The sequence below is a fragment of the Shewanella sp. 10N.286.52.C2 genome, from assembly GCF_002874545.1.
GTDB lineage: Bacteria > Pseudomonadota > Gammaproteobacteria > Enterobacterales > Shewanellaceae > Shewanella.
In genome coordinates, this window is record NZ_MCTV01000057.1 from 103,815 (window position 1) to 124,683 (window position 20,869).

The 20,869-nt window shown below is 41.9% G+C and carries 20 protein-coding genes; 6 read left to right on the forward strand and 14 right to left on the reverse strand.

The window, feature by feature from the left end; all coding sequences use genetic code 11:
• Positions 1-155 precede the first annotated feature (155 nt).
• Positions 156-734 carry a hypothetical protein gene (locus BCU94_RS17200; protein ID WP_102477077.1) on the forward strand — a complete coding sequence of 193 codons (579 nt, stop codon included), beginning with the start codon at positions 156-158 and terminating at the stop codon, positions 732-734.
• A gap of 95 nt (positions 735-829) precedes the next feature.
• On the opposite strand, the gene BCU94_RS17205 is transcribed toward BCU94_RS17200, so the two are convergent.
• Both BCU94_RS17205 and BCU94_RS17210 read right to left on the reverse strand, forming a co-directional pair.
• A complete protein-coding gene (locus BCU94_RS17205) occupies positions 830-1,075 on the reverse strand; it encodes a TM2 domain-containing protein (RefSeq protein ID WP_102477078.1) in 246 nt (81 codons plus the stop codon).
• A 15-nt stretch (positions 1,076-1,090) separates the two neighbouring features.
• Positions 1,091-1,393, reverse strand: coding sequence for an NINE protein (locus BCU94_RS17210; RefSeq protein ID WP_157936144.1), 303 nt, complete (start codon positions 1,391-1,393; stop codon positions 1,091-1,093).
• 285 nt (positions 1,394-1,678) lie between these two features.
• Between BCU94_RS17210 and BCU94_RS17215 the strand changes: the two genes are divergently transcribed.
• Positions 1,679-3,037, forward strand: coding sequence for an amidohydrolase family protein (locus BCU94_RS17215; RefSeq protein ID WP_102477080.1), 1,359 nt, complete (start codon positions 1,679-1,681; stop codon positions 3,035-3,037).
• A gap of 58 nt (positions 3,038-3,095) precedes the next feature.
• Here BCU94_RS17215 and BCU94_RS17220 read toward each other — a convergent pair whose 3' ends face one another.
• The 4 genes from BCU94_RS17220 to BCU94_RS17235 all read right to left on the reverse strand — a co-directional run bounded on the left by BCU94_RS17220 (position 3,096) and on the right by BCU94_RS17235 (position 9,331).
• The gene (locus BCU94_RS17220; RefSeq protein ID WP_102477081.1) at positions 3,096-5,264 is read right to left on the reverse strand and encodes a cation:dicarboxylase symporter family transporter; all 2,169 of its coding nucleotides are present in this window, start codon (positions 5,262-5,264) and stop codon (positions 3,096-3,098) included.
• A gap of 277 nt (positions 5,265-5,541) precedes the next feature.
• Complete coding sequence (locus tag BCU94_RS17225; protein WP_102477082.1) at positions 5,542-6,474, reverse strand: dihydroorotate oxidase; 933 nt, start codon at positions 6,472-6,474, stop codon at positions 5,542-5,544.
• A gap of 235 nt (positions 6,475-6,709) precedes the next feature.
• The gene (locus BCU94_RS17230) at positions 6,710-7,414 is read right to left on the reverse strand and encodes an oxidative stress defense protein (protein WP_102477109.1); all 705 of its coding nucleotides are present in this window, start codon (positions 7,412-7,414) and stop codon (positions 6,710-6,712) included.
• Between the two features lie 261 nt (positions 7,415-7,675).
• Positions 7,676-9,331 carry an amidohydrolase gene (locus tag BCU94_RS17235; protein WP_102477083.1) on the reverse strand — a complete coding sequence of 552 codons (1,656 nt, stop codon included), beginning with the start codon at positions 9,329-9,331 and terminating at the stop codon, positions 7,676-7,678.
• Positions 9,332-9,714: 383 nt separating this feature from the next.
• Between BCU94_RS17235 and BCU94_RS17240 the strand changes: the two genes are divergently transcribed.
• The 4 genes from BCU94_RS17240 (at position 9,715) to BCU94_RS17255 (ending at position 12,012) form a co-directional block, all read left to right on the forward strand.
• Positions 9,715-10,566 carry a GGDEF domain-containing protein gene (locus BCU94_RS17240; RefSeq protein ID WP_102439007.1) on the forward strand — a complete coding sequence of 284 codons (852 nt, stop codon included), beginning with the start codon at positions 9,715-9,717 and terminating at the stop codon, positions 10,564-10,566.
• A 228-nt stretch (positions 10,567-10,794) separates the two neighbouring features.
• Positions 10,795-11,160, forward strand: a complete 366-nt coding sequence (locus BCU94_RS17245; RefSeq protein WP_102439005.1) for a hypothetical protein — start codon at positions 10,795-10,797, stop codon at positions 11,158-11,160.
• A gap of 165 nt (positions 11,161-11,325) precedes the next feature.
• A complete protein-coding gene (gene rimI, locus BCU94_RS17250; RefSeq protein WP_241905024.1) occupies positions 11,326-11,733 on the forward strand; it encodes a ribosomal protein S18-alanine N-acetyltransferase in 408 nt (135 codons plus the stop codon).
• A 60-nt stretch (positions 11,734-11,793) separates the two neighbouring features.
• On the forward strand, positions 11,794-12,012 hold the full coding sequence (locus tag BCU94_RS17255; RefSeq protein WP_102477085.1) for a DUF6500 family protein: 219 nt from the start codon (positions 11,794-11,796) through the stop codon (positions 12,010-12,012).
• Between the two features lie 70 nt (positions 12,013-12,082).
• Here the strand turns inward: BCU94_RS17255 and lipA are convergent, their stop codons facing one another.
• The 8 genes from lipA to mrdA form a co-directional block, all read right to left on the reverse strand.
• Entirely contained in the window at positions 12,083-13,048 is a 966-nt protein-coding gene (lipA, locus tag BCU94_RS17260; RefSeq protein ID WP_076543094.1) for a lipoyl synthase, read from the reverse strand.
• A gap of 1 nt (position 13,049) precedes the next feature.
• Positions 13,050-13,700, reverse strand: coding sequence for a lipoyl(octanoyl) transferase LipB (lipB, locus tag BCU94_RS17265; protein WP_076543095.1), 651 nt, complete (start codon positions 13,698-13,700; stop codon positions 13,050-13,052).
• 102 nt (positions 13,701-13,802) lie between these two features.
• A complete protein-coding gene (gene ybeD / locus BCU94_RS17270; RefSeq protein WP_076543127.1) occupies positions 13,803-14,069 on the reverse strand; it encodes a DUF493 family protein YbeD in 267 nt (88 codons plus the stop codon).
• Between the two features lie 278 nt (positions 14,070-14,347).
• On the reverse strand, positions 14,348-15,538 hold the full coding sequence (locus BCU94_RS17275) for a serine hydrolase (protein WP_076543096.1): 1,191 nt from the start codon (positions 15,536-15,538) through the stop codon (positions 14,348-14,350).
• A 281-nt stretch (positions 15,539-15,819) separates the two neighbouring features.
• Positions 15,820-16,635, reverse strand: coding sequence for a septal ring lytic transglycosylase RlpA family protein (locus tag BCU94_RS17280; protein ID WP_102439167.1), 816 nt, complete (start codon positions 16,633-16,635; stop codon positions 15,820-15,822).
• Between the two features lie 49 nt (positions 16,636-16,684).
• The gene (mltB, locus tag BCU94_RS17285) at positions 16,685-17,716 is read right to left on the reverse strand and encodes a lytic murein transglycosylase B (protein ID WP_102477086.1); all 1,032 of its coding nucleotides are present in this window, start codon (positions 17,714-17,716) and stop codon (positions 16,685-16,687) included.
• Positions 17,717-17,811: 95 nt separating this feature from the next.
• Entirely contained in the window at positions 17,812-18,924 is a 1,113-nt protein-coding gene (rodA, locus tag BCU94_RS17290) for a rod shape-determining protein RodA (RefSeq protein WP_102477087.1), read from the reverse strand.
• Positions 18,921-20,777: a penicillin-binding protein 2 gene (mrdA, locus tag BCU94_RS17295; RefSeq protein WP_102477088.1), complete on the reverse strand. Its 1,857-nt coding sequence runs from the start codon at positions 20,775-20,777 to the stop codon at positions 18,921-18,923. Before mrdA ends, rodA begins: the two co-directional genes overlap by 4 nt.
• Between the last annotated feature and the right edge of the window lie 92 nt (positions 20,778-20,869).

The following is a 20,869-nucleotide window of genomic DNA, read 5'->3' on the forward strand; positions in this document are numbered from 1 at the left end:
TGATTAATTGTCGATTAAATTGTAACCGGCTCACAATTTTGTATTAAAGCTGTATTTTAAGCGCGTCTTAATCATCAAAGTTTGATCTTAGTTCGTTTTTTGCTCAGCGCTAGGGCGTATAAATTAATGATGGTCACTAACTTTGTGGAGGAATAATGACTCGTGCTTATAACAGCAAATTGGCGTTAATACTCAAGGTGACTTTTATTTGCTTGCTGCCCAGTGTTGGTCATGGTGCTGAGGCCATTGTGGGCGGCGTTGTGGGTTATGCTGATTATAGCGCTTCTTCTGTGGGGCTTTCTGATACTCAAGAAAGTGGCATTAATTATCAATATAGAACAGCGATAACGTTAAACCCAAGTAACCGTTTATACGGTGCTTATTCCTATAATTCTGATGATATGACTCAGCATGAAGGACTATTAGTCTCCTATGACCGACTGTTTTCGGTTGATGATGTACATGATATAAAATGGTTTATTGGTGCTTCTGCAGGGTTTAGCGGTAATGAAATTCAATTAACCGATTTAGATCGAAGTTATCAAGACTCTGGCAGCAGCTATGTTTATGGCGGACAAGTGGGTTTTCTATTTGATTTGGGACATGATTTTACATCTGAGATAGGTTTTCGTTATTTAAGGCATAATGTCACTTCTTCGATGGAATATAACAGTGCTGCGTTATCAGTTAATGATGCTGAGCAAATTTACTTCGGCATTGATTTTACCTTTTAATCGCTTGTAATAAAAAAGCCATATCAAAATGAATTGATACGGCTTTAAAACTAAGCGGGTTAACTTTTTTAGCCCACTTTTAATTTAGTCATCAATTAACTTGCTTTGATAAACTTGCCTTCAGAATCTTTAAAACTACCAACGGCTATGATAATAAAGTCGATTAGTGTCCAAATACCAAAACCACCTAAAGTTAATAGCATTAGGATACCAGTACCAATTTTACCTGCATAAAAACGGTGCGCACCGAACATACCTAGGAAAAAACATAATAGTAGCGTTGGTACGAATCCTTTGTCGCTTACTTGGACATCTGCAGTTGCTGTTTGTACTTCTGACATAAATAAATCCCTTAATTATAATTTTTGTCCTGGATAGGTAATCAACTTACCTTTCCCGTCCCTATAGCTTCCAACTAGAAGCATAAAAGTGACCACTATAGTGTGAATAACATCGATAACGATGAGACCTAAACCAAGTAGCGCGAGGGTGACGTCTTCAAACTGCATGAGTGTTAGCCCTACAATGGCTAAAGATAAATCAAATACACCATGGCTAATACGGCCGCAGTAAAAATGATGAATTCCTAGCACTCCGAAAATACCGGAGAGGATAACTGCTACAGCGTAGTTTTTTTCTGATTTGACAGAATCAGTCACTTTCAACCTCCTTGATGAAAATCTTAAAGTTTTATATAGCAAAGGCTTACCTTTATCAATCTAAAGTTGTTAATAAATAAGTTAATTTGTGTCACAAATCTAGGTTTAATAAGAAATTTGAATAACGATAGGTTAAATCAATGAGAGCTTATATCCGAGCTGCAGGCTATACATGAATGGTTTTTCGATAATGTTTCTGTTAACGCTAATGTGAAAAAGTTGTAAATTATGATTAAGTTAGGCATGTTAACCTTCGGGTAAAATTAAAAATATAAGAAGGGTTATATGTCATATCTAGCAATAGCAGCAACTAGACGAATTCAATATTATTTGAGTCATAAAAAATCGTTTAACCTAGCGATTATAGTCGGTTTATGTAGCGTAATACCTTCAATACAATCAGCCGATTTTAAAGTCATCCACGCTGGCGAATTACTTTCCATTGCAGGTAAAAAAACCACTAAACAACAATCAATATTGATTAAAGATGGTCAAATCAGCGCCATCAACAGTGGCTATATTGAGCTTCCATCCAGCCAAATAACTGAAGCAGATACCCTTGAATATATTGACCTCAAAGACAGCTTTGTCATGGCGGGTTTAATGGATATGCACGTGCATTTACAAGGGGAGTTAGGGCCCAATAATGACAGCGAAGCATTACGCATGTCAGATGCCGATGTGGCAATGAAAAGTGCTTATTTTGCAAATAAAACACTGTTAGCTGGTTTTACCACAGTAAGAGATTTAGGCGCCAAGCCTGAGCAGATTTATGCGCTTCGTGATGCGGTTAACAAAGGCTGGTTGGCAGGCCCTCGAATTATTGCCTCAGGCGGCGTCTCTGTCACTGGTGGTCATGGTGATGTGGATGGGAAAAGCCCTGACTTACTGGATATGCTAACCTCTAAAACCATTTGTGATGGTCCCTTTGATTGCCGCCGTGCCACGCGCCGAGCGATAAAATATGGCGCGGATGTGATTAAGATTACCTCTACAGGTGGCGTGTTGTCAGATACCAATACCGGCACAGGCCAGCAGATGGCCAATGACGAGTTAAAAGAAGTCATTGATGCAGCGCATGCATTAGGGCGTAAAGTCGCCAGCCATGCCCATGCGGCTGAAGGGATTAATGCGGCTCTGAGAGCAGGTGTTGATAGCATTGAACATGGCAGTTACGCCAATAAAGAATCGATTAAGCTATTTAAAAAGTCAGGGGCTTACTTAGTGCCAACCCTGTTAGCGGGTGACACTGTGGTTCAAATGGCTAAAGGTGATGGCAACTTTATGTCTGAAGCAATTAAAGCCAAAGCGATTAGGGTTGGTCATGATATGCAAAACAACTTTGGTAATGCCTATAAAGCGGGGGTTAACATTGCTTTTGGAACAGATAGCGGCGTATCACGCCACGGCGATAACGCGAAAGAGGCTGTGCTGATGAGTCAGGCGGGGATGAGCAATCAAGATATCTTAGTCAGTGCGACCATTAACGCTGCTGACCTTATTGATATGAGCGATACTCTAGGCACGCTAGCACAAGGTAAGCATGCTGACATTATTGCAATGAAAGCGAGCCCCCTTGAAAGTATTGATGCCTTACTTGATATTCATTTTGTCATGAAATCAGGTAAAGTACATAAGCAATAACCTTGGCTAATCATTATCACCAAGGCTCCCGAAGGAGCCTTTTTAATGGATGGTTAATTTAGTCAACCCAATGCAGTACATCACGAATAATCGACCATCGCGGCACTGGTGTGGTTGCGCCTTTTCCTAGCATCCAATAATCATAAAATTGTTGCTGGTGGCCATCGACTCGGCGCAGTTTTTGCCAGTTATTAATGTAGTTTAATAGTGACTGATTAGGTTGGGCCACGGCATAAGCCACAGGGTAGCGATTTTTACCTTCTAAAATAGCAATGCCGTAGCCTGGGAAGAATAATGTCCAAGCTGAACCTGCTTCAGCGCTGATCACCACCGCATCGTATTTGGGCGCTTTTTGCCTAAAGAAATCTTTATAACCGTCAATTTTAACAAAATTAATATGAGGCAGTTTTTTCTTGGCATCGGCAATTTTATCATCATGTTCAACATAGGCGATGGTGGTATTTTCCATTTCGAGAATGGACTCATCAGTTTTGAAGCTATTAACCCGATGATCTTGAGTGGCAATGGCGATGTTAAGCTCTAGCACTGGTTCGCCATAACTAAGCCTGTCCATTTGTTTGATATCCATTGACAGCCCCGACATGGCGACATCAAAATAGCCAGCCTGTAATGACGCTGCGAGCTTATCTTTTTTGAACGGGATAAACTCTACCTCGACTTTCAAGTCCTCCGCCAACTTAGTGGCCATTGCAATATCAAAGCCCACTAACTGGCCGGCATTATTGTAGTAACTAAAAGGCACATTACTGGGAATGTAACCGACTCTTAGTAAGCCACGTTGGCGAATGGAATGGACGCTGGCGATTGCTTGAGTGGGCGTTTTACCGATTTCAGGGTATTGGCGAGTCACTTTCGTGGGCACTTTGTCAGCCACTTTCATGTTGGCGATCACCTCACTGGTGATATCAGGGCTATGTATAAATAATCCCATACCTATGCGGCAAACAACAATGGTGACCGCGGTACTGGCTAAAAGCCCAACCGACATTTTAATTAATTGCGGCGGACGAATTTTCAGTGTCCCTTGGAATAAGCACACGGTTAATAGGGTGAGGGCGAATAGGTTCATTACTGCGGCAATAGAGTTGAACTTGCCTGTGATAAAGCCTGACATGACAAATAGTTGGAATAAGTCTGAAGGTAGTTGCACTAAGTCCAACATAAAAGGAATGGCGACATACACACTACCAAATAAAGATAATAAGCCACTAACAGACAATGATGGCATAGCGCTGATATCAACAGGGGTGCCATTAAACCAGCCAGCAAAGTAGACAAACAAGATAACGGTTAATTTACCGATATTGGGGAAGGTAAATGCAATAGGCACCAAAATCTCAATCAGGGTGACGCCATCTTCAGTTAAGTTATTATGCTCACGCATAATTTGCTTACACTCAGCAATAATTACCGGAATAACAATAAAGATATTACCTGTGGCAAAGGCGGTAACTAAACTGGCTTTACTTATGTTAACCGTCTGCCTATAAGTGATTGGCGTTAATGACGAAACTATCCAAGGTAGCACTGCAAATGTGAGCAATAAGCACAAAGCAAAGTAACTAATAAGGTAAACCTGCATACTGGCAAACTCATCCACTCCCATAGTGCCTGCTGCCGATGCTGACATGGCAAAAATACCAATAGGCAACACTTTAACCAAGCCTTGGGTGATCCGAGAAAAGGCTTCTGTGATGGTATGCATGAAGGTTAACACCAGCTTTTTATTGTCGCCCTCCATACTAATTAACGCGAGACCCAAGGCAATACTGAATACCACCATGGCAGGAACATAGCCTTCCGCCATCGACTCAAACGGGTTTGAAGGAATATAGAGCTTAAAATAATTAATCGGCTGGGCAGGTTCGATAATACTGGTGCTGAAAAACGATGCTGATTCAATAAACGGAAAAGACAATGGCATTAACGCAGTGAGAACTAAACCGACTAACCACAGCAATAACATAATGGCGCCAGCGCGGCTAAAAATTAATATGGCCGTGCTTTTTTGCAGTTTGCCTATACCGCCAATAAGCGATACCACTATGTAAGGCAATACGGTCATTTGCATTAATAAAATAACGCCATTACCGATAGCGCTAAGCCAGCCTACGGACTCGCCAAAGAATATCCCCACAGCAAAGCCGACAAACATAGCCACTAGCATTTGGGTTGAACTGGTCATCGCAAGTAATTTTTTAAACACAGTTATGTTCCATTTATTATCTGGGCTTGAGGGTAAACTCACATTAACCGTTAGCAGGCTAATGTTTTGATAATGCTACAAAGTTGTTGCTCAAGTTTAATATTAACAGTGTTAGTTTGGATTAGGGATAATTTGTACAATAAATATCTTACTGAATTTATTTATATGCAGTGTTTTTGAAACGGCTAAAAAGCCACTGTAAATACAGTGGCTTTAAAGGGGAAGGGGGGGGAGTTTCAATACAGATATTCAGAGGCTTAATGTGCCACTGGTATCATTAAAGCGGTTTTAATTTGCCTTTAGCGTCATTAATACACTGGTAACCTTTACCGCGCATGAAGTCAGCGAGTTCTGTTTCAATACGCTCAAAGCAAGCTTCACCTTCTTTTTCAAAACAGGTCGCGATTTGTACCGCATCAGCACCGGCGAGTAGGTATTCAAAGGCATCGATTCCGGTTTTTATCCCGCCAACGCCAATGATTTGTACGTCATCATCCAGCAGTTCACGAAAGGCGCGCACATTGGCTAAACCGACAGGTTTAATATAATCACCACACAAACCACCAAAGCCGCCTTTAGGCTTGATTATGGGGTGCTCAGTGTACGGGTCGATAACTAAAGTGTTGCCGATTGAGTTAATGCAGGTGATAAATTTTACTGGATATTTTTTGATGACATTGGCTGCTGCCACAAAATGTGACATATCAAAATAAGGCGCCAGTTTAATCCCAATTGGTTTATTGCCTAGCGCTGTTAGGGCAGCGAGTGCTTTGTCAGTTTGTTCAAAGTCATAGGCGACCTGCGCTTTACCGGGGATATTAGGGCAAGAGAAGTTAACTTCAATTAGGTCAACATCACTGTTTTGAAAGGCGCTGACCATTTCAATATTATCTTCAATGCTAAAGCCTGAAATGCTTACAACAACAGGTTTACCTAATGCTTTTAATTGAGGCACCATTGCTAAATAAGCTTTATAACCTAAATTGGGTAAGCCCATCGATTGAATCGAACCTAATGGTAAATCTTTATAGCGTGGCTCAGGATTGCCTTCGCGCGCTTCCATGGTACAAGATTTAGTGACCACAGCAGCCGAATGAGATTGGGCAATCGTGTGCAGTTCATCCCAAGTGGTGCACTTGGGGCCAGAGGCATTCATTAAGTAACTGTCTAAGCTAATACCAGCAATTTCAGTGGATAAATCGATGTTCATGAAGCGTCCTCTTGGTGGAATAAACAATAAAAAAGCATGTGTAAATTGCGAGGTAGTTTATGCAGCGGGACAATAGAGGTATTGATTAAAAACAATAAATATGACAAATGTGTGATTATTTTTTAAGAGTGTTAACTAGAGCGCATAAATGCTGCTGTTCTTTATGCGCTGTTCTTTATACCACCGAGTAAGGCGGCGATGAACTGTTGCTGTTAATCGCCACTTACGTTTATAGCTATTTTAATTTGTAAATGACCTCAACACGCTCCTCGACACTGACTTGACCGTATTGATAGCTTTCGGCCGTGTCACTTTGCATTGCCGCCATACGCATCATCACAGGTTGTACCGACTGCTGAGTTAAGTAGCTGATTTTCCAAACACCATCGAGCTCACGTTCAAAACCTTGGGCCAGTGATTTAGCTTTTTGCTTGGCATCTTTAATGGCTGCTTGTCTTGCTTTTTCGACCGCTGCAGTTTCGTTTGATGATTTCAAACTGATATTTTGCACTTGATTAATGCCTTCTTCTAATGCGGAATCTAAAATGTCATTAAGCTTAGGCAGCTGCTTGATGGTAACAATCACTTGTCTGTTAGCGCGGTAACCCACTAACTCTTTAGGTTGTTTCGAAGGGTAATGGTATTGCGGTTGGATGCTCAAATTAGCGCTAGATATCGCATTTTTATCGACTCCAGCATCCTTGAGTCGCTTGATGAATTTAGCGACGGCTTGATCAACAGCGACTTTAGCTTGCTTGGCATCATCTTTAGTTAGGCTGACTTGAACTGAAATTACCGCCATATCAGGGGCTATTTTTAAATGGCTCGTACCAACCGTTTCAAGATGTGGGAAATTATAGTCAGCAGCAATAGCATTTTGAGACAGTGAGCCAAATAGTAATCCTGTTGCTAGCAAACCATTCATTAAGGTTGTTTTTATAATGCGATGTGTTGATGTTGTCATGTCGTGCTCCAAACAATAAATGAGGTTGGTAGTAACCTTGTTATAGCTATAAACGAGAGCAAATTTGAAAAGGGTTAATTTATTGAATTTTATTTTTGACGCGATAAAACCTAATTATGAAAAGTCAGTTTTTACTAAGCACTTTTTAGGCGTTTAATGCAAAATATGGGCGTAAAAAAGCCTAGTTAAATTAATCGCTAGGCTTTTAGGTTAGGCATATCGACAATGATTGCGGCGTTATTCTACTCGCTCACCATCAACCCAAGTTTCCAGCACCTTAGTTTTCCAAATATCTTCAGGGTTAATAGCGAAAATATCTTTATCAATCAGAATAAAATCTGCTTTGTGCTTAGGGGCAAGTTGGCCAATCATTTGCTCTTGATGGGCGGCAAAAGCGGCGTGGGTGGTAAATGTGGCTAGGGCTTCGGTTAAATTCATACTTTCGCGGCGATACCAGCCATCAACAGGTTGGTTGTCGTGATCTTGACGAGTTACCGAGGCATGTAAGCCATAAAAAGGATTTGGTGACTCAATAGGGAAGTCAGAACCTGCGGCGATAATCGCATCGGCTGATAGTAACTTACGCCAAGCATATGCACCTTTTATGCGGGCATTACCAATTCGGTCTAATGCCATATTTTTATCACTGGTTGCATGAGTTGCTTGCATTGATGCAATGACATTGAGTTGAGCAAAACGCGGGATATCACTGAGTTGTAAAACTTGGGCATGTTCTATGCGATGGCGTAAATGACGGCTGTTACTTGTGGCAATATTCGCTTGGTAATGATCCAATACTATTTTATTGGCATGATCGCCAATGGCGTGAGTATTGACCTGAAAGCCTGCATCCATCGCCTGTTGTATGGTATCGCCGAGATCTTTTTTTGAATAAAGTAATAAACCTTTGTGGCCAGCTAAATCGCTATAGTCTTCAATTAACGCAGCGCCGCGACTACCAAGGGCGCCGTCGGCAGAAATTTTCACACTGCTGATGTGTAACTTATCTGAGCCTAATGCCATCGGACCTGCTTGCATCATCTTGTTAAATTCAGGATCTTCAGCATCTATCATGGCGTAAACGCGAATTGGCAGTTTATTGGCATCATTAAGCGCTTTATAAGCTGCGATAGTGTCACTGCCAATACCAGCATCATGGACACTTGTTAACCCCTGCTTAGCCAGCGAAGTAAGGGCTGTTAGCAGTACTTCTTGTTGCTCGTCGATAGAAGGTTGTGGGATTTTAGCGGTAATAAGACTCATGGCATTATCAATAAATACCCCTGTCGGCTGGCCATCAGCATATTTGATAATTTCACCACCTTCAGGGCTGATGGTGGCAGAGCTAATACCAGCGATTTTCATCGCAGCGCTATTTGCCCAGCCAGCATGGCCATCAATGCGGATTAACCATACTGGGGTATCGGGAAAGACTTTATCCAGTGATGCAGCCACGGGAAAGTTTTGTTGTGGCCATAACACTTGGTTCCAGCCGCGTCCTTGTATCCATTGCATTGTTGGTTGTAATTGCCTAAATGCTACAACAGTTTCAACGGCTTGTTGTTCAGTCACGCTGCCACGTAACTGGGCTCGCATCAGGCTTAATCCATAGCTTAAAACATGACCATGCGCATCGATAAGGCCTGGTAGTAAGGTTTTGCCTTGTCCATCAATTCTTACAATACTGGTGTTAGTACTGTAGGGAAGATGTTCATTTTCAAGGTAGATTTTTTCAATGACATCGCCGTTAAATTGTAATGCCTTAAACTCAACTAATTTACCATTACTGACAGTGTAGCCATTGATATTATTGATAAGTTTACTTTGGGCAAGGCTTGTTAACGGGGGAAGGCAAAGGCAAGTAAGTAATAGTAATTTATAGTTCTTAAGCATGATTAAACCGGTCCATGTTCTTATTATTTGTGTTTTTAGCGTATCTTAAATACAAAATGCCACACTGTTACCAAAATGTTAACTGCTTTGTTTTGAAAAGAGACCTTTGACTCTAGGGCTGTAGCACTTTGGTGGTTAATATTCATCTCGAAAGCGCAATGCTCCCTCTTTATTTAGTAGGCAGTTGGCTAAACCTTGAATATCGATGGTTGCGATGAACTGGTATACTTTAAATTATGTAATAGGTTAATATATAACAATATTTATATTAATTAACCTTATCGGTTTCAGTGAATTCCAACGCCAATGTCTTTTATGGCAAAGAGCTTCGAGAACTGAATAAAATGAATCGAATGTGATTTTGACAACTGTTTGGGTGTGCTATGGATTATGTTGCTTTATTTTTGGTGCTGGTTGGAAGCATCGGGCTGGTGTTATCGTTACGCCCAGCTTATGCCATCTGTGCTTATTCTCAGTTTAGTAATAAAGGCTGGTTGACGCTGTTATTGTTAATTGGATTATTTATTGTCAGTTACCTCAGTTATTTATCTTTATTATTTAGCTCTACCAGTGAGATTGATTTTATACAATTAGTGGTGGCTGGTATTTTCTTCGCTGGCGGCGGTTTTGTGTACTTGGTGACGAACCTAAGTAAGCAAACAATTATGGATATTGATGTGTTATTGCAGCAAAAGCACCATCAAGCGAACCATGATTTGTTAACCACATTAGCCAATCGTCAGCACTTTTATCGCCATATGGATCAAATGTTAGCGCTAAAAAGTGAAGGTTTTTATTGCTTAATGTTAGACATTAACAATTTTAAAATGATTAATGACACGTTTGGGCACCCAGAAGGGGACCGAATTTTAACAGTGATTGCCCAGCGGATCTTGCAAGTCGTACCTGAAAATAGCTTAACGGCCCGTATTGGCGGTGATGAATTTGCGATTATTATTCCTGATACCGCCAATCTGAATATTTCTGATGTGGCGAAAGATATTGAAACTGCACTATTAATTGACATTCCTTGTGCTGGACATTTGATTGTCATTGCCGCCAGTATTGGAATTTCTCAGTATCCAGAAGATGGGCAAGATAGCAAAACCTTAATTAAGCATGCCGATATCGCCATGTATCACGCAAAAAAGAATGAAATGCCCCATCAGTATTATCAATCTCATCTACCGACAACCACACTACCTGAATCTGTTTTAGATGTTGAAAAGAGTTAAGGGATCATTATTCTTAAAACTAGAATCGCGAGTGGTGAATATCGCTCATTCTGAAGAACCTAGGGCTCCTATTAACCAGATATGTATTTACCAAGGTTTTTAAATTATTGCGGTTTTTTGTTGTTAAGGCTTTAATTGGATTAAATCTACCCGCTCAAGCTGATTTGCTCTCACATTGTGGTTAATGAACTGCTATTCTAGTGACGAGATCATTGATAGAGAATTACTATGGAAAAATCAGCTTTTTTAGATGCCATGGGCGTAACCCGTTGGCGCAGCGCTGATAGCCAAGGCAAGCCGTATTTAATTATTCATGATGACGGTGATGATATTAGCCAGCATAGTTTGGTTAAAAGCGTGTTGTCGCTATTACATATTGATGAGTCACAATGTGAGTTTGATACTGAAATGGTCAAAGGCATGCAGGTGATTTGGGATATGCGCAAAATGCGCGTCCGTCCACGAGTGGCTTGGATTATTACCGATCCTATTGAGGCGTTATTGCAAGGCCATCAAGGTAAGAGAGACCTGTGGCAACAGCTTGGTTTGCAGCTTGATAAAACGGCTTCGATTGATACAGATAAGTCAGCTTAGAATTTAGTTACTGACATTGACGATATAAAACAGTGATTATTTAAAGCTTCGATTATTTAAAGCTTCGATTATTCAAACTTCCACTATTGAAGAAACCTTATGACTTCAGCTTCTCCTCAAACAAGTTTAACAATTTCGTTATTATCTCCTGAAAACACAGCTGCAATGTTTGAAATTGAGTTTGCTGCACATTCTCACCCTTGGAGTTTAGCAAGCTTAGAAGACTGTTTTGGCCGCTTATATCGCGTTTATGGAGTCTTTGATAAAGATGAGCTTATTGGTTTTGCCATTGTGCAGCAAATTGTCGATGAGCTGACGTTATTAGATATTTGTATTGCGCCGAATCAACAAGGAAAGGGTCTAGGAAAGCAGCTACTTAATCATGTTATCTATGATGCTAAAGTGAAACAGGCAGTGGTGGTGATGTTGGAGGTTCGACAGTCTAATCTTGCTGCAATTGGCTTGTATAATACATTAGGTTTTGTTGAAGCAGGTCGCCGCACGGGTTATTACCCAAGCGTAACTGGCCGTGAAGATGCTATCTTGATGGATTACAGGTTATTGCCAGAATAAATGACTGAATGAATCATATGCTGAGTAAATTAATATTGTTAAACCAATAAAGAGCGTTAAATGAGAGTGTCGTTAAGAGCCAAAATAATCCAAGTGTGCGATAAAAAAATTGCCGCCAAAGGCGATAATGTTGGTTTATCATTTTATGCCTTTTTTGCCAATAAGAACGATGACCCGATATTATTGATGGAAGCTGCGACTTGGTGGATTGAAACTCATCAACTTGATCATTTCGTTAAAGCCCATGTGATTAAAGCAATGGTTCAAGCTGGTAAGTAATACTATTAATAACAGACATTAAAAACGGCGCTCTAGGCGCCGTTTTAGTCTCTTAGGAAGCAAATAAAGCTTACTTCACTTCTTTACCTTGCGCTTGTAAATCCGCATGGTAGCTTGAACGTACAAGCGGGCCACAGGCTGCATGGGTAAAGCCAATCTCGTCAGCTAATGCTTTTAGCTCATCAAACTCTGCTGGTGGCACGTAACGCTCAACCGGTAAGTGGAACTTACTTGGTTGTAAGTATTGACCTAAGGTTAACATCTCGACGTTATGAGCACGTAAATCACGTAATACATCGGCGATTTCTTCGTTTGACTCCCCTAAGCCCATCATTAAACCTGACTTAGTTGGAACATCAGGGTGACGGTCTTTAAAGCGTTTTAGTAAATCCAATGACCACTGGTAATTTGCCCCTGGACGCGCTTTACGGTAATGCATTGGCGCTGTTTCAAGGTTGTGGTTGAACACATCTGGTGGCTCAGTGGCTAAAATATCTAAAGCGGCGTCAATACGGCCACGGAAATCAGGCACTAAAATTTCAATTTTAATTTCAGGATTTAAGATGCGGATTTCACGAATACAATCAGCAAAGTGCTGTGCGCCGCCGTCACGTAAATCATCACGATCTACAGAGGTGATCACCACATATTTAAGCTTCATATCTTGAATGGTTTGCGCGAGTTTCTTAGGCTCAGCTGCATCAGGCTTTAGTGGACGGCCGTGGGCAACATCACAAAAAGGGCAACGACGAGTACAAATCGCCCCTAAGATCATAAAGGTGGCAGTACCGTGGTTAAAGCATTCAGCAAGGTTAGGGCATGAGGCTTCTTCACATACTGAGTGCAAACCGTTTTTACGCAGTGCTGATTTTATATCAGTAATTCGCTGGTTTGATGCAGGGAGTTTTACTCTTAACCAATCTGGTTTACGCAACATGGTTTCACGTTCAGATGGAACCACTTTAACAGGGATACGCGCGACTTTTTCAGCATCACGCAATTTAACACCGGGTTGTAATCTTTCAGGCCTATTCATTTTATTCTGCTAATCCTTGATGATGTACAAGTTCTTGGTAGCCTAATACTTGGCTTAATGTTTGAATCAGTTTATCGCCAGCTTCAGTCACGGTTTGTGGGCCGCCTAAGGCTTTGCATTGCACCATTTCAAGTCCGGCATAACCACAAGGATTAATGCGCAGAAATGGTGCTAAATCCATATCGACGTTGAGGGCAAGGCCATGAAAAGAGCAGCCTTTACGAATGCGTAACCCTAATGACGCGAGTTTTCGCTCGTCAACATAGACACCGGGTGCATCTGCTTTGGCGTAAGCATTGACATCGTACATGGCGAGCATATCAACGATGCTTTGCTCGATATTATTCACTAATTGTCTCACACCGAGTTTACTTCTTTTTATGTCAATGAGTGGATAGACAACCAGTTGGCCGGGGCCGTGATAAGTGACTTGTCCGCCGCGATCCACTTGGATCACTGGGATATCGCCAGGATTGAGAATGTGTTCACTTTTGCCTGCTTGGCCTTGGGTGAATACCGGTGAATGTTCAACTATCCATAGCTCGTCGTTGCTGTCACTGTCGCGATTGTCAGTGTAACTTTGCATGGCATGCCAGACCGACTCGTAATCTTGGCGGCCAAGATGCCTGATATGTAACGTCTGAGTTTGCAAGGGCAAGCTCTCCCTCAAAAAAGTTGGCTTATTATACGCACCTATCACTGAAATAACATCAAAGTGATAGGTGGATCACGTTTTATACCATTTTGAGCGGTGTTAAAGTACGCGGTTTACACCTTCAATTGCAGCAAGATCTGTATAAACTTGCTCAATATGTTCTTTACTGGTAACAGTAATACGAATTGATACTGCGTAGTAGGTGCCTTTGCTTGATGCTTTGACTGTTGGCGCATAATCGCCAGGTGCGAGTTTTTGCGCTACAGCAACGATGCGATCAGCTAAGGTATCGTCAGCATTACCGATGACTTTGAATGGGCATGAATTTGGAAAATCCATTAGTTCGCCAAAGTTTGTTTCTAACATGTGTTTGCTCTCTACGGTTGAATGCGCCTGTTTGTAGATATTACAGCAGGTACAGTTGAAGCTGTTATCACTTCTATATGGGGTAATTATACTGTAATACAAGTCTGCGAGCAGCGTTTGATGGTCATTTTTACTGCGCCATTGTAATTTATTACCTAAGGCGTTAGTTTTGCGCTGCTGCTTCGATAACAATAAAGCCACCCGAAGGTGGCTTTATTGTAGATATCAGTTTGTTTAACTGACCATTTTGCTAATTATTTAGAAAATAGCTTAGCTTATTATTCACCAAACCAGCCTTCAAACATTTGCTTGAAGTAATCCATCAATTTGCTAAACCAGCTGCCTTCATTGACTTCATTTAAAGTGACTAATGGGAATTGAGCTATGTCTTTGCCATCTAATTGGAAGAAAACACGGCCAACAGTTTCGCCTTTCGCTAACGGCGCCGTTAGTGGCTTAGTTAGCTCAAAGTTTGCTTGTAAGTTTTTAGCTTGACCGCGATTAATGGTAATAGGCGTGTCGGTAACGACACCTAAATCAACCGTTTCACGATCACCATACCAGATTTTTTGGGTAACAAAGGTGTCGCCAGCTTTATATGGGGTAATGGTTTCAAAGAAACGGAAACCGTAGTTAAGCAGCTTTTTGCTTTCAGCTTTACGGGCTGACTCGCTGTTAGTACCCATCACCACGGTAATGAGACGCATACCGTCATTGGTTGCTGAAGACACTAAGTTGTAACCCGCACCTGATGTATGGCCAGTTTTGATGCCGTCAACATTAAGGCTGTTATCCCACAATAGGCCGTTACGGTTATATTGTTTAATGCCGTTAAAGGTGAAAGATTTTTCTGAATAAACACGGTATTCATCTGGCACATCACGAATTAACGCTGCGCCTAGCAATGCCATATCATAGGCGGTGGTTTTGTGATTATCAGAATCTAAACCATGTGAGTTTTCAAAGTAACTTTGGGTCATGCCCAGTTGCTTTGACCATGAGTTCATTAAGTCAACAAAGCCATCTTCGGTGCCGGCGATATGTTCTGCCATTGCCACACAGGCATCGTTACCTGATTGAATAATAATGCCGCGGTTTAAATCTTCGACCGTGACAGTTTTACCCACTTCAATAAACATTTTTGACGAATCTGGGAAGTTTTTAGACCAAGCTTTTTTACTGATGGTTACTTCATCATCTAAAGAAATATTACCGACTTTAACTTCATGACCAATAACATAACTGGTCATCATTTTAGTTAAGCTAGCAGGGTTAAGTGATTCATAGGCATTGCTTTCAGCAATCACGCGCCCTGAATTGTAATCCATTAGAACATAAGCTTTAGCGGCGACAGTCGGCGCATTAGGCATAACCATAGGTGCATTAGCTGCGTTGGCTGCTTGAGATGAAAAAGATACCGCAGAAAGCAACAGCAAAGATTTTAGGGGAGTGTTAACAATATTCATCATTAAATTGGCACATCTCTGGTCAATGTAGAAGGTGACGTCGTTTAGGGTTTATTTTTAACTTACCGTGTTTGATGTGCTAGTGAAAGCACCAACAAACGCATTTATCAAAAATAGCATAAAAACCAAGCAAGATTATTACTTTAAAGCATCTTTAGTAGGTTTAAATGAATAAACGACATAATTAAAAACATTATATCATTAGTCGCTGACAATTTGACATTAAGCTTCATTAACATAAATAAACTGTCAGGCAGGCTAATTTATTATTTTTCAAAAACTGGTTATTTTTTAGGGTACATCATATAGCTATTAGGGTGGCCATCTTGTTTTAGCTGCACTAATACTTTATTCGCTAAATAACGCTGTCCAATTGGCCCGAGTTGAAGGCGATAAAAGCCATTAGCCGCTTCAACTTTTGCCGGCACTTGGTACTTTTGTTCAAGCTCTTTTGCCAGCACATTAATCCGCAGCAGATCTTTAGAGGCCACCACTTGAATAAAATGCACGCTGGAGTCTTTTAGTTCATCTAGTGCCATTGATTCTGGTGACTCAATATGAATGGCTTCAATGCTGACTTTAGCGGTGCCTTGCTGCAACATACCAATTTTGTAGGCCGCTGCGTAGGATAAATCAATGATGCGCCCTTCATGGAATGGGCCACGATCATTGACTCTGACAATCACTTGTTTGTTATTAGCCTCATTAGTGACTCGCACATAACTTGGTAATGGCAAGGTTTTATGGGCTGCTGACATGGAGTACATATCATAGGTTTCGCCGTTTGATGTTAGGTGGCCATGAAACTTTGACCCATACCAAGATGCGCCGCCCGTTTGTTTAAAACCTTTCGCGCTCGACATCACCTGATATGACTTGCCGCGCACAGTATAGTTTTGCTGGTTTCCTTGGCGACTATAGGGCTCATACTTTGGGTGGGCATCTTCAACCTTACTGACATCGGGGGCACTTTTAGGGGCGCGATCATCTTTGAGCTGATAGCGGTCATCTTGGCTAGTTGGCGTCGGTGAACTTGAACACGCAGCCAATGCACCGCACAACCCAACCACGGCGAGACTAATGAGTGACTTTTTTAGCATGTCATATTTAATGTGACAGTTTATTTGACCGTTCATGTGAGTGCGCATCTTATTTGTTGTCATGTGCAGGGGCTGCACCTGAGTGGTACGCAGCTGCTAATTGCTGGCTAAATTGATATACCGCCATGGCATATAGTGGGCTGCGATTGTAGCGGGTAATCACATAAAAGTTATTAAACCCTAACCAGTAGTCTGTTGCTTTGGGTTGCTCAAGTTTGATCAGTAATGCAGATTGCGAAGCATCAATATCTTTGGCAGCCGCTAGGGATAAACTTGGGGTCAAGATATCAGCCACAGTTTGTGTCGGCTTACCTTTAAGCCATACCTTGGCTTTAGGCGCGGTTTCAACGGTGTGATTTAATTTAAGGGCAACAGGTGCGCCTTTTTTCCAGCCGTGTTGGTGGAAATAATTAGCAACACTACCAATAGCATCCGGCTTACTATTCAATAGATCTCGGCGGCCATCACCGCTGAAATCAACCGCGTAGTGACGATAGCTTGAAGGAATAAACTGGCCATAACCCATAGCGCCAGCGTAAGAGCCTTTAAGGTTGTCATTATCTAATTGCTCTTCTTTAATTAATGACATCAGGTTGCCAAATTCTTTCCTGAAAAAGGTGGCTCTAGGAGGATAGTAAAAGCCTAATGTATACAGCGCATCTTGTACTTTATAGTTACCCATGTAGCCGCCGTAGTAGGTTTCGATACCGATAATGGCAACAATGATTTGCGGGTCAACTTGGAATTTTTCTGAGGCCTGCTTGATGGTTTCAGCATTTTGTTGCCAAAAGGCTAAGCCTTTTTCTAAACGGGAGTCAGTTAAAAAGATGGGATAGTATTGGTGCCAAGGTTTGGCTTCCCAAGGTTTGGAAATAGCATCAAGTACGGCTTGATTATGATTAGCAGATGATAAGAATTGCTGAACTTCTTGTTCGGTAAAGCCCTTGCTCACTTGTTCAGTGATAAAAGCCTGTTTTAGTGCGCTGACTTCTTGCTCTGTTGGCGGCGTTGGCGCCGCAAAAAGTGTTGTTGAACTGAGAAGTAATGCCAGCGCTGTTGCGATTTTAGTTGTTATTTGCATTTAAGGTCCTGTGTAATTGGACTACCGCTAAGTGATGTCAATTCAGCTGTGCGGCAGTTTTCCTTATTAAGTTATTTCATTAGATTTGGCTGGGATTACCTATCCACAAAGCGTCTATGGGTTTGAATACTCATCAGAATGCCAAAACCTATCATCAATGTCATCATCGAGGTGCCGCCATAACTGATTAAAGGTAAGGGCACTCCCACAACAGGTAAGATGCCAGATACCATACCAATATTGACGAAAATATAAACAAAGAAGGTTAAGGTAATACTGCCTGCCAGTAAGCGAGCAAAGGAGGTTTGCGCTCGCGATGCGATAACCAAGCCGCGGCCGATGATATACATATACAGGGCAAGTAACAGTAAACTGCCGATCAGGCCAAACTCTTCACCGATAACAGCAAAGATAAAGTCGGTATGGCGCTCTGGTAAAAACTCAAGTTGTGATTGTGAGCCTTGCAGCCAGCCTTTACCCCATAGACCACCTGAGCCAATGGCGATTTTCGATTGAATAATATGATAACCCGCGCCGAGAGGGTCGCGCTCAGGATCAAACAAGGTCATCACCCTAGTGCGCTGATAGTCGTGCATTAAGAAGTACCACAGTACCGGTAAAAAGGCTAAAACCGCGGTCACACAACTGCCGACAATTACCCAGCTCATGCCTGATAAAAACAGCACAAAAATCCCCGAAGCGGCGACCAAAATTGAGGTGCCTAAATCAGGTTGCTTAGCAATCAGTAACGTAGGAATTAGCAGAATAACCAAACCACCGGCTAAATAACGTTTTTTCGGTGGTAGCGGAAATTTACTGATGTACCACGCCATAGTAATAGGGAAGGCGAGTTTGATAAGTTCTGATGGCTGAAACTCCATAAAGCCTAAGTTTAGCCAGCGCTGTGCGCCCTTATTAATGGTGCCAAAAAAGTGTACCCCAAGCAGTAGGATGATACCTGCCACGTAAATAGGTAAAGCCCAGCGCCTGAGAATTTCAGGGTTTATTTGGGCAAAGATAAACATGACAAATAATGACAAGCCAAAGCGGGTTAATTGCCTTTCCATCATGGCAAAGTCTTCACCGCTGGCAGAATAAATCACAAACAAGCCAAAAATCATTAGCGCGAGTAGGCCCAACAATAACGGTAAGTCTATGTGTAGTTTTTGCCAAATAGTCTGTTTGTGTGGGTGGTGTGAGGTATTCATTGTTCCACCATCCATTGATCTCGTAACATGTATTCATCCAATAGCGCCCGGGCGACAGGTCCAGCATTGACTCCGCCCCAGCCAGCATTTTCAATAACCACCGCGAGAACAATCTTAGGGTTTTCATAAGGCGCGTAGGCAATAATTAAGGCGTTATCTCGTAAAAACTCTGACACGGTATCAGCATCGTATTTTTCATCTTGGGCAACACTAAATACCTGCGCAGTACCGGTTTTCATTGCTGCGGTATATTTGGCATCAGTAAAGCGAGACTTATCAGCCGTTTTTCGCATCGCTTCGTTAATGATTTCCCAGTTATTATCATCGTTTAATTTTATTGGTTCACGCTCATCAATCGGGGTATCGATTTTAGCTGTGTCATCTTTAAATGATTTTAATAAATGCGGCGTATAACGGGTGCCGTGATTGGCTAAAATGGTGGCGGCATTAGCAAGCTGTAATGGTGTTGAGGTCCAGTAGCCTTGACCAATACCCACCGAAATCGTATCACCAATATACCAAGGCTGATTGTAACGCATGCGCTTCCAATCTTTTGATGGCATGATGCCGTTAGCTTCTTCGTAGATATCAATGCCACTTGATTCGCCAAAACCAAATTGGTTCATGAAATCAGCAATCTTATCGACACCGACTTTATAGGCTAAGTCATAAAAGAAGGTATCACAGGAGTCCATGATGGCACTGTATACATCAACCCAGCCGTGGCCCCAGCGTTTCCAGTCGCGGTATTTACGTTCGACATTGGGGATTTGCCAAAAGCCTGGATCCCAGATGCGGGTTTTTTCGCTAATGGCTTTTTGTTCTAAGCCCAGTAGTGCAATATGCGGTTTTACTGTTGATGCTGGTGAGTATTGGCCTTGGGTTGCACGGTTGATAAGAGGGCGTGATTTATCGTTTAGTAGTGCGTTATACGCCTTGCTGCTAATACCGTGAACAAATAAATTAGGGTCATAACTTGGGCTTGATACCATCGCAAGTACGCCGCCATCTTGTGGATCGATTGCAACCACTGAGCCGCGGCGACCATCTAATAGTTCCATAGCTTTTTGCTGTAGTTTTAAATCTAAGGTGAGGTAAATATCTTGCCCAGGCGTTGGCGGGGTCACCTTCAAGGTGCGGATCACGCGGCCACGGTTATTCACTTCTTCTTCAAGGTGACCAGGGGTGCCTAATAATAGGCTCTCATAGAACTTTTCAATCCCCTGTTTGCCAATATCATTAGTGGCGGCGTAATTTTTCCAGGTACCCGATTTTTCAAGAGATGCGCGATCACGGGTGTTAATTTTACCCACATAACCCAATACGTGAGTCATCAAATCTTCATAAGGGTAATGGCGTTTAAGGCCTGCTTCGACTCTAAAACCGGGGAATTGATGTTGGTTAACACTGAATGCGGCAACTTGCTCTTCAGTTAATCGGCTTTTGATGGTTAATGGTTTAAAGCGGCGATGATAACGTAATCTTTCAGTGATACTTTCACGCTCTTCTTCAGTAAGGGCAATAACCTCATTGAGTTTATCTAGGGTCGCAGTAATATCTTTAGACTTTTCTGGGATGACTTCTAGGGTATAAAACGGCTGGTTTTCAGCAAGCAGTTGGCCGTTACGGTCGTAGATTAAGCCGCGACTCGGGGCTACGGGCACAACGCGGATACGGTTGTCATTAGAGCGGGTTTCATAATCAGTGTATGAGACAACTTGCAGTTGATAAAGGTTAGACAGTAAAACACTGATGAGAATAAACACGCACAGGAAAGTGAACAAAGCACGACGTTTGAATAGCGACGCCTCGGCAGCGTGGTCGTGCATGGCAATGCGCTTTTTTGGCGACACTTAAGCTTTCTCCGATGAGATTCAGGCTAATAAATTCAGATTTGTTATATTAGCTGAATTAGCTTTGCTTTTACCAGAGCCTTGACCAATAA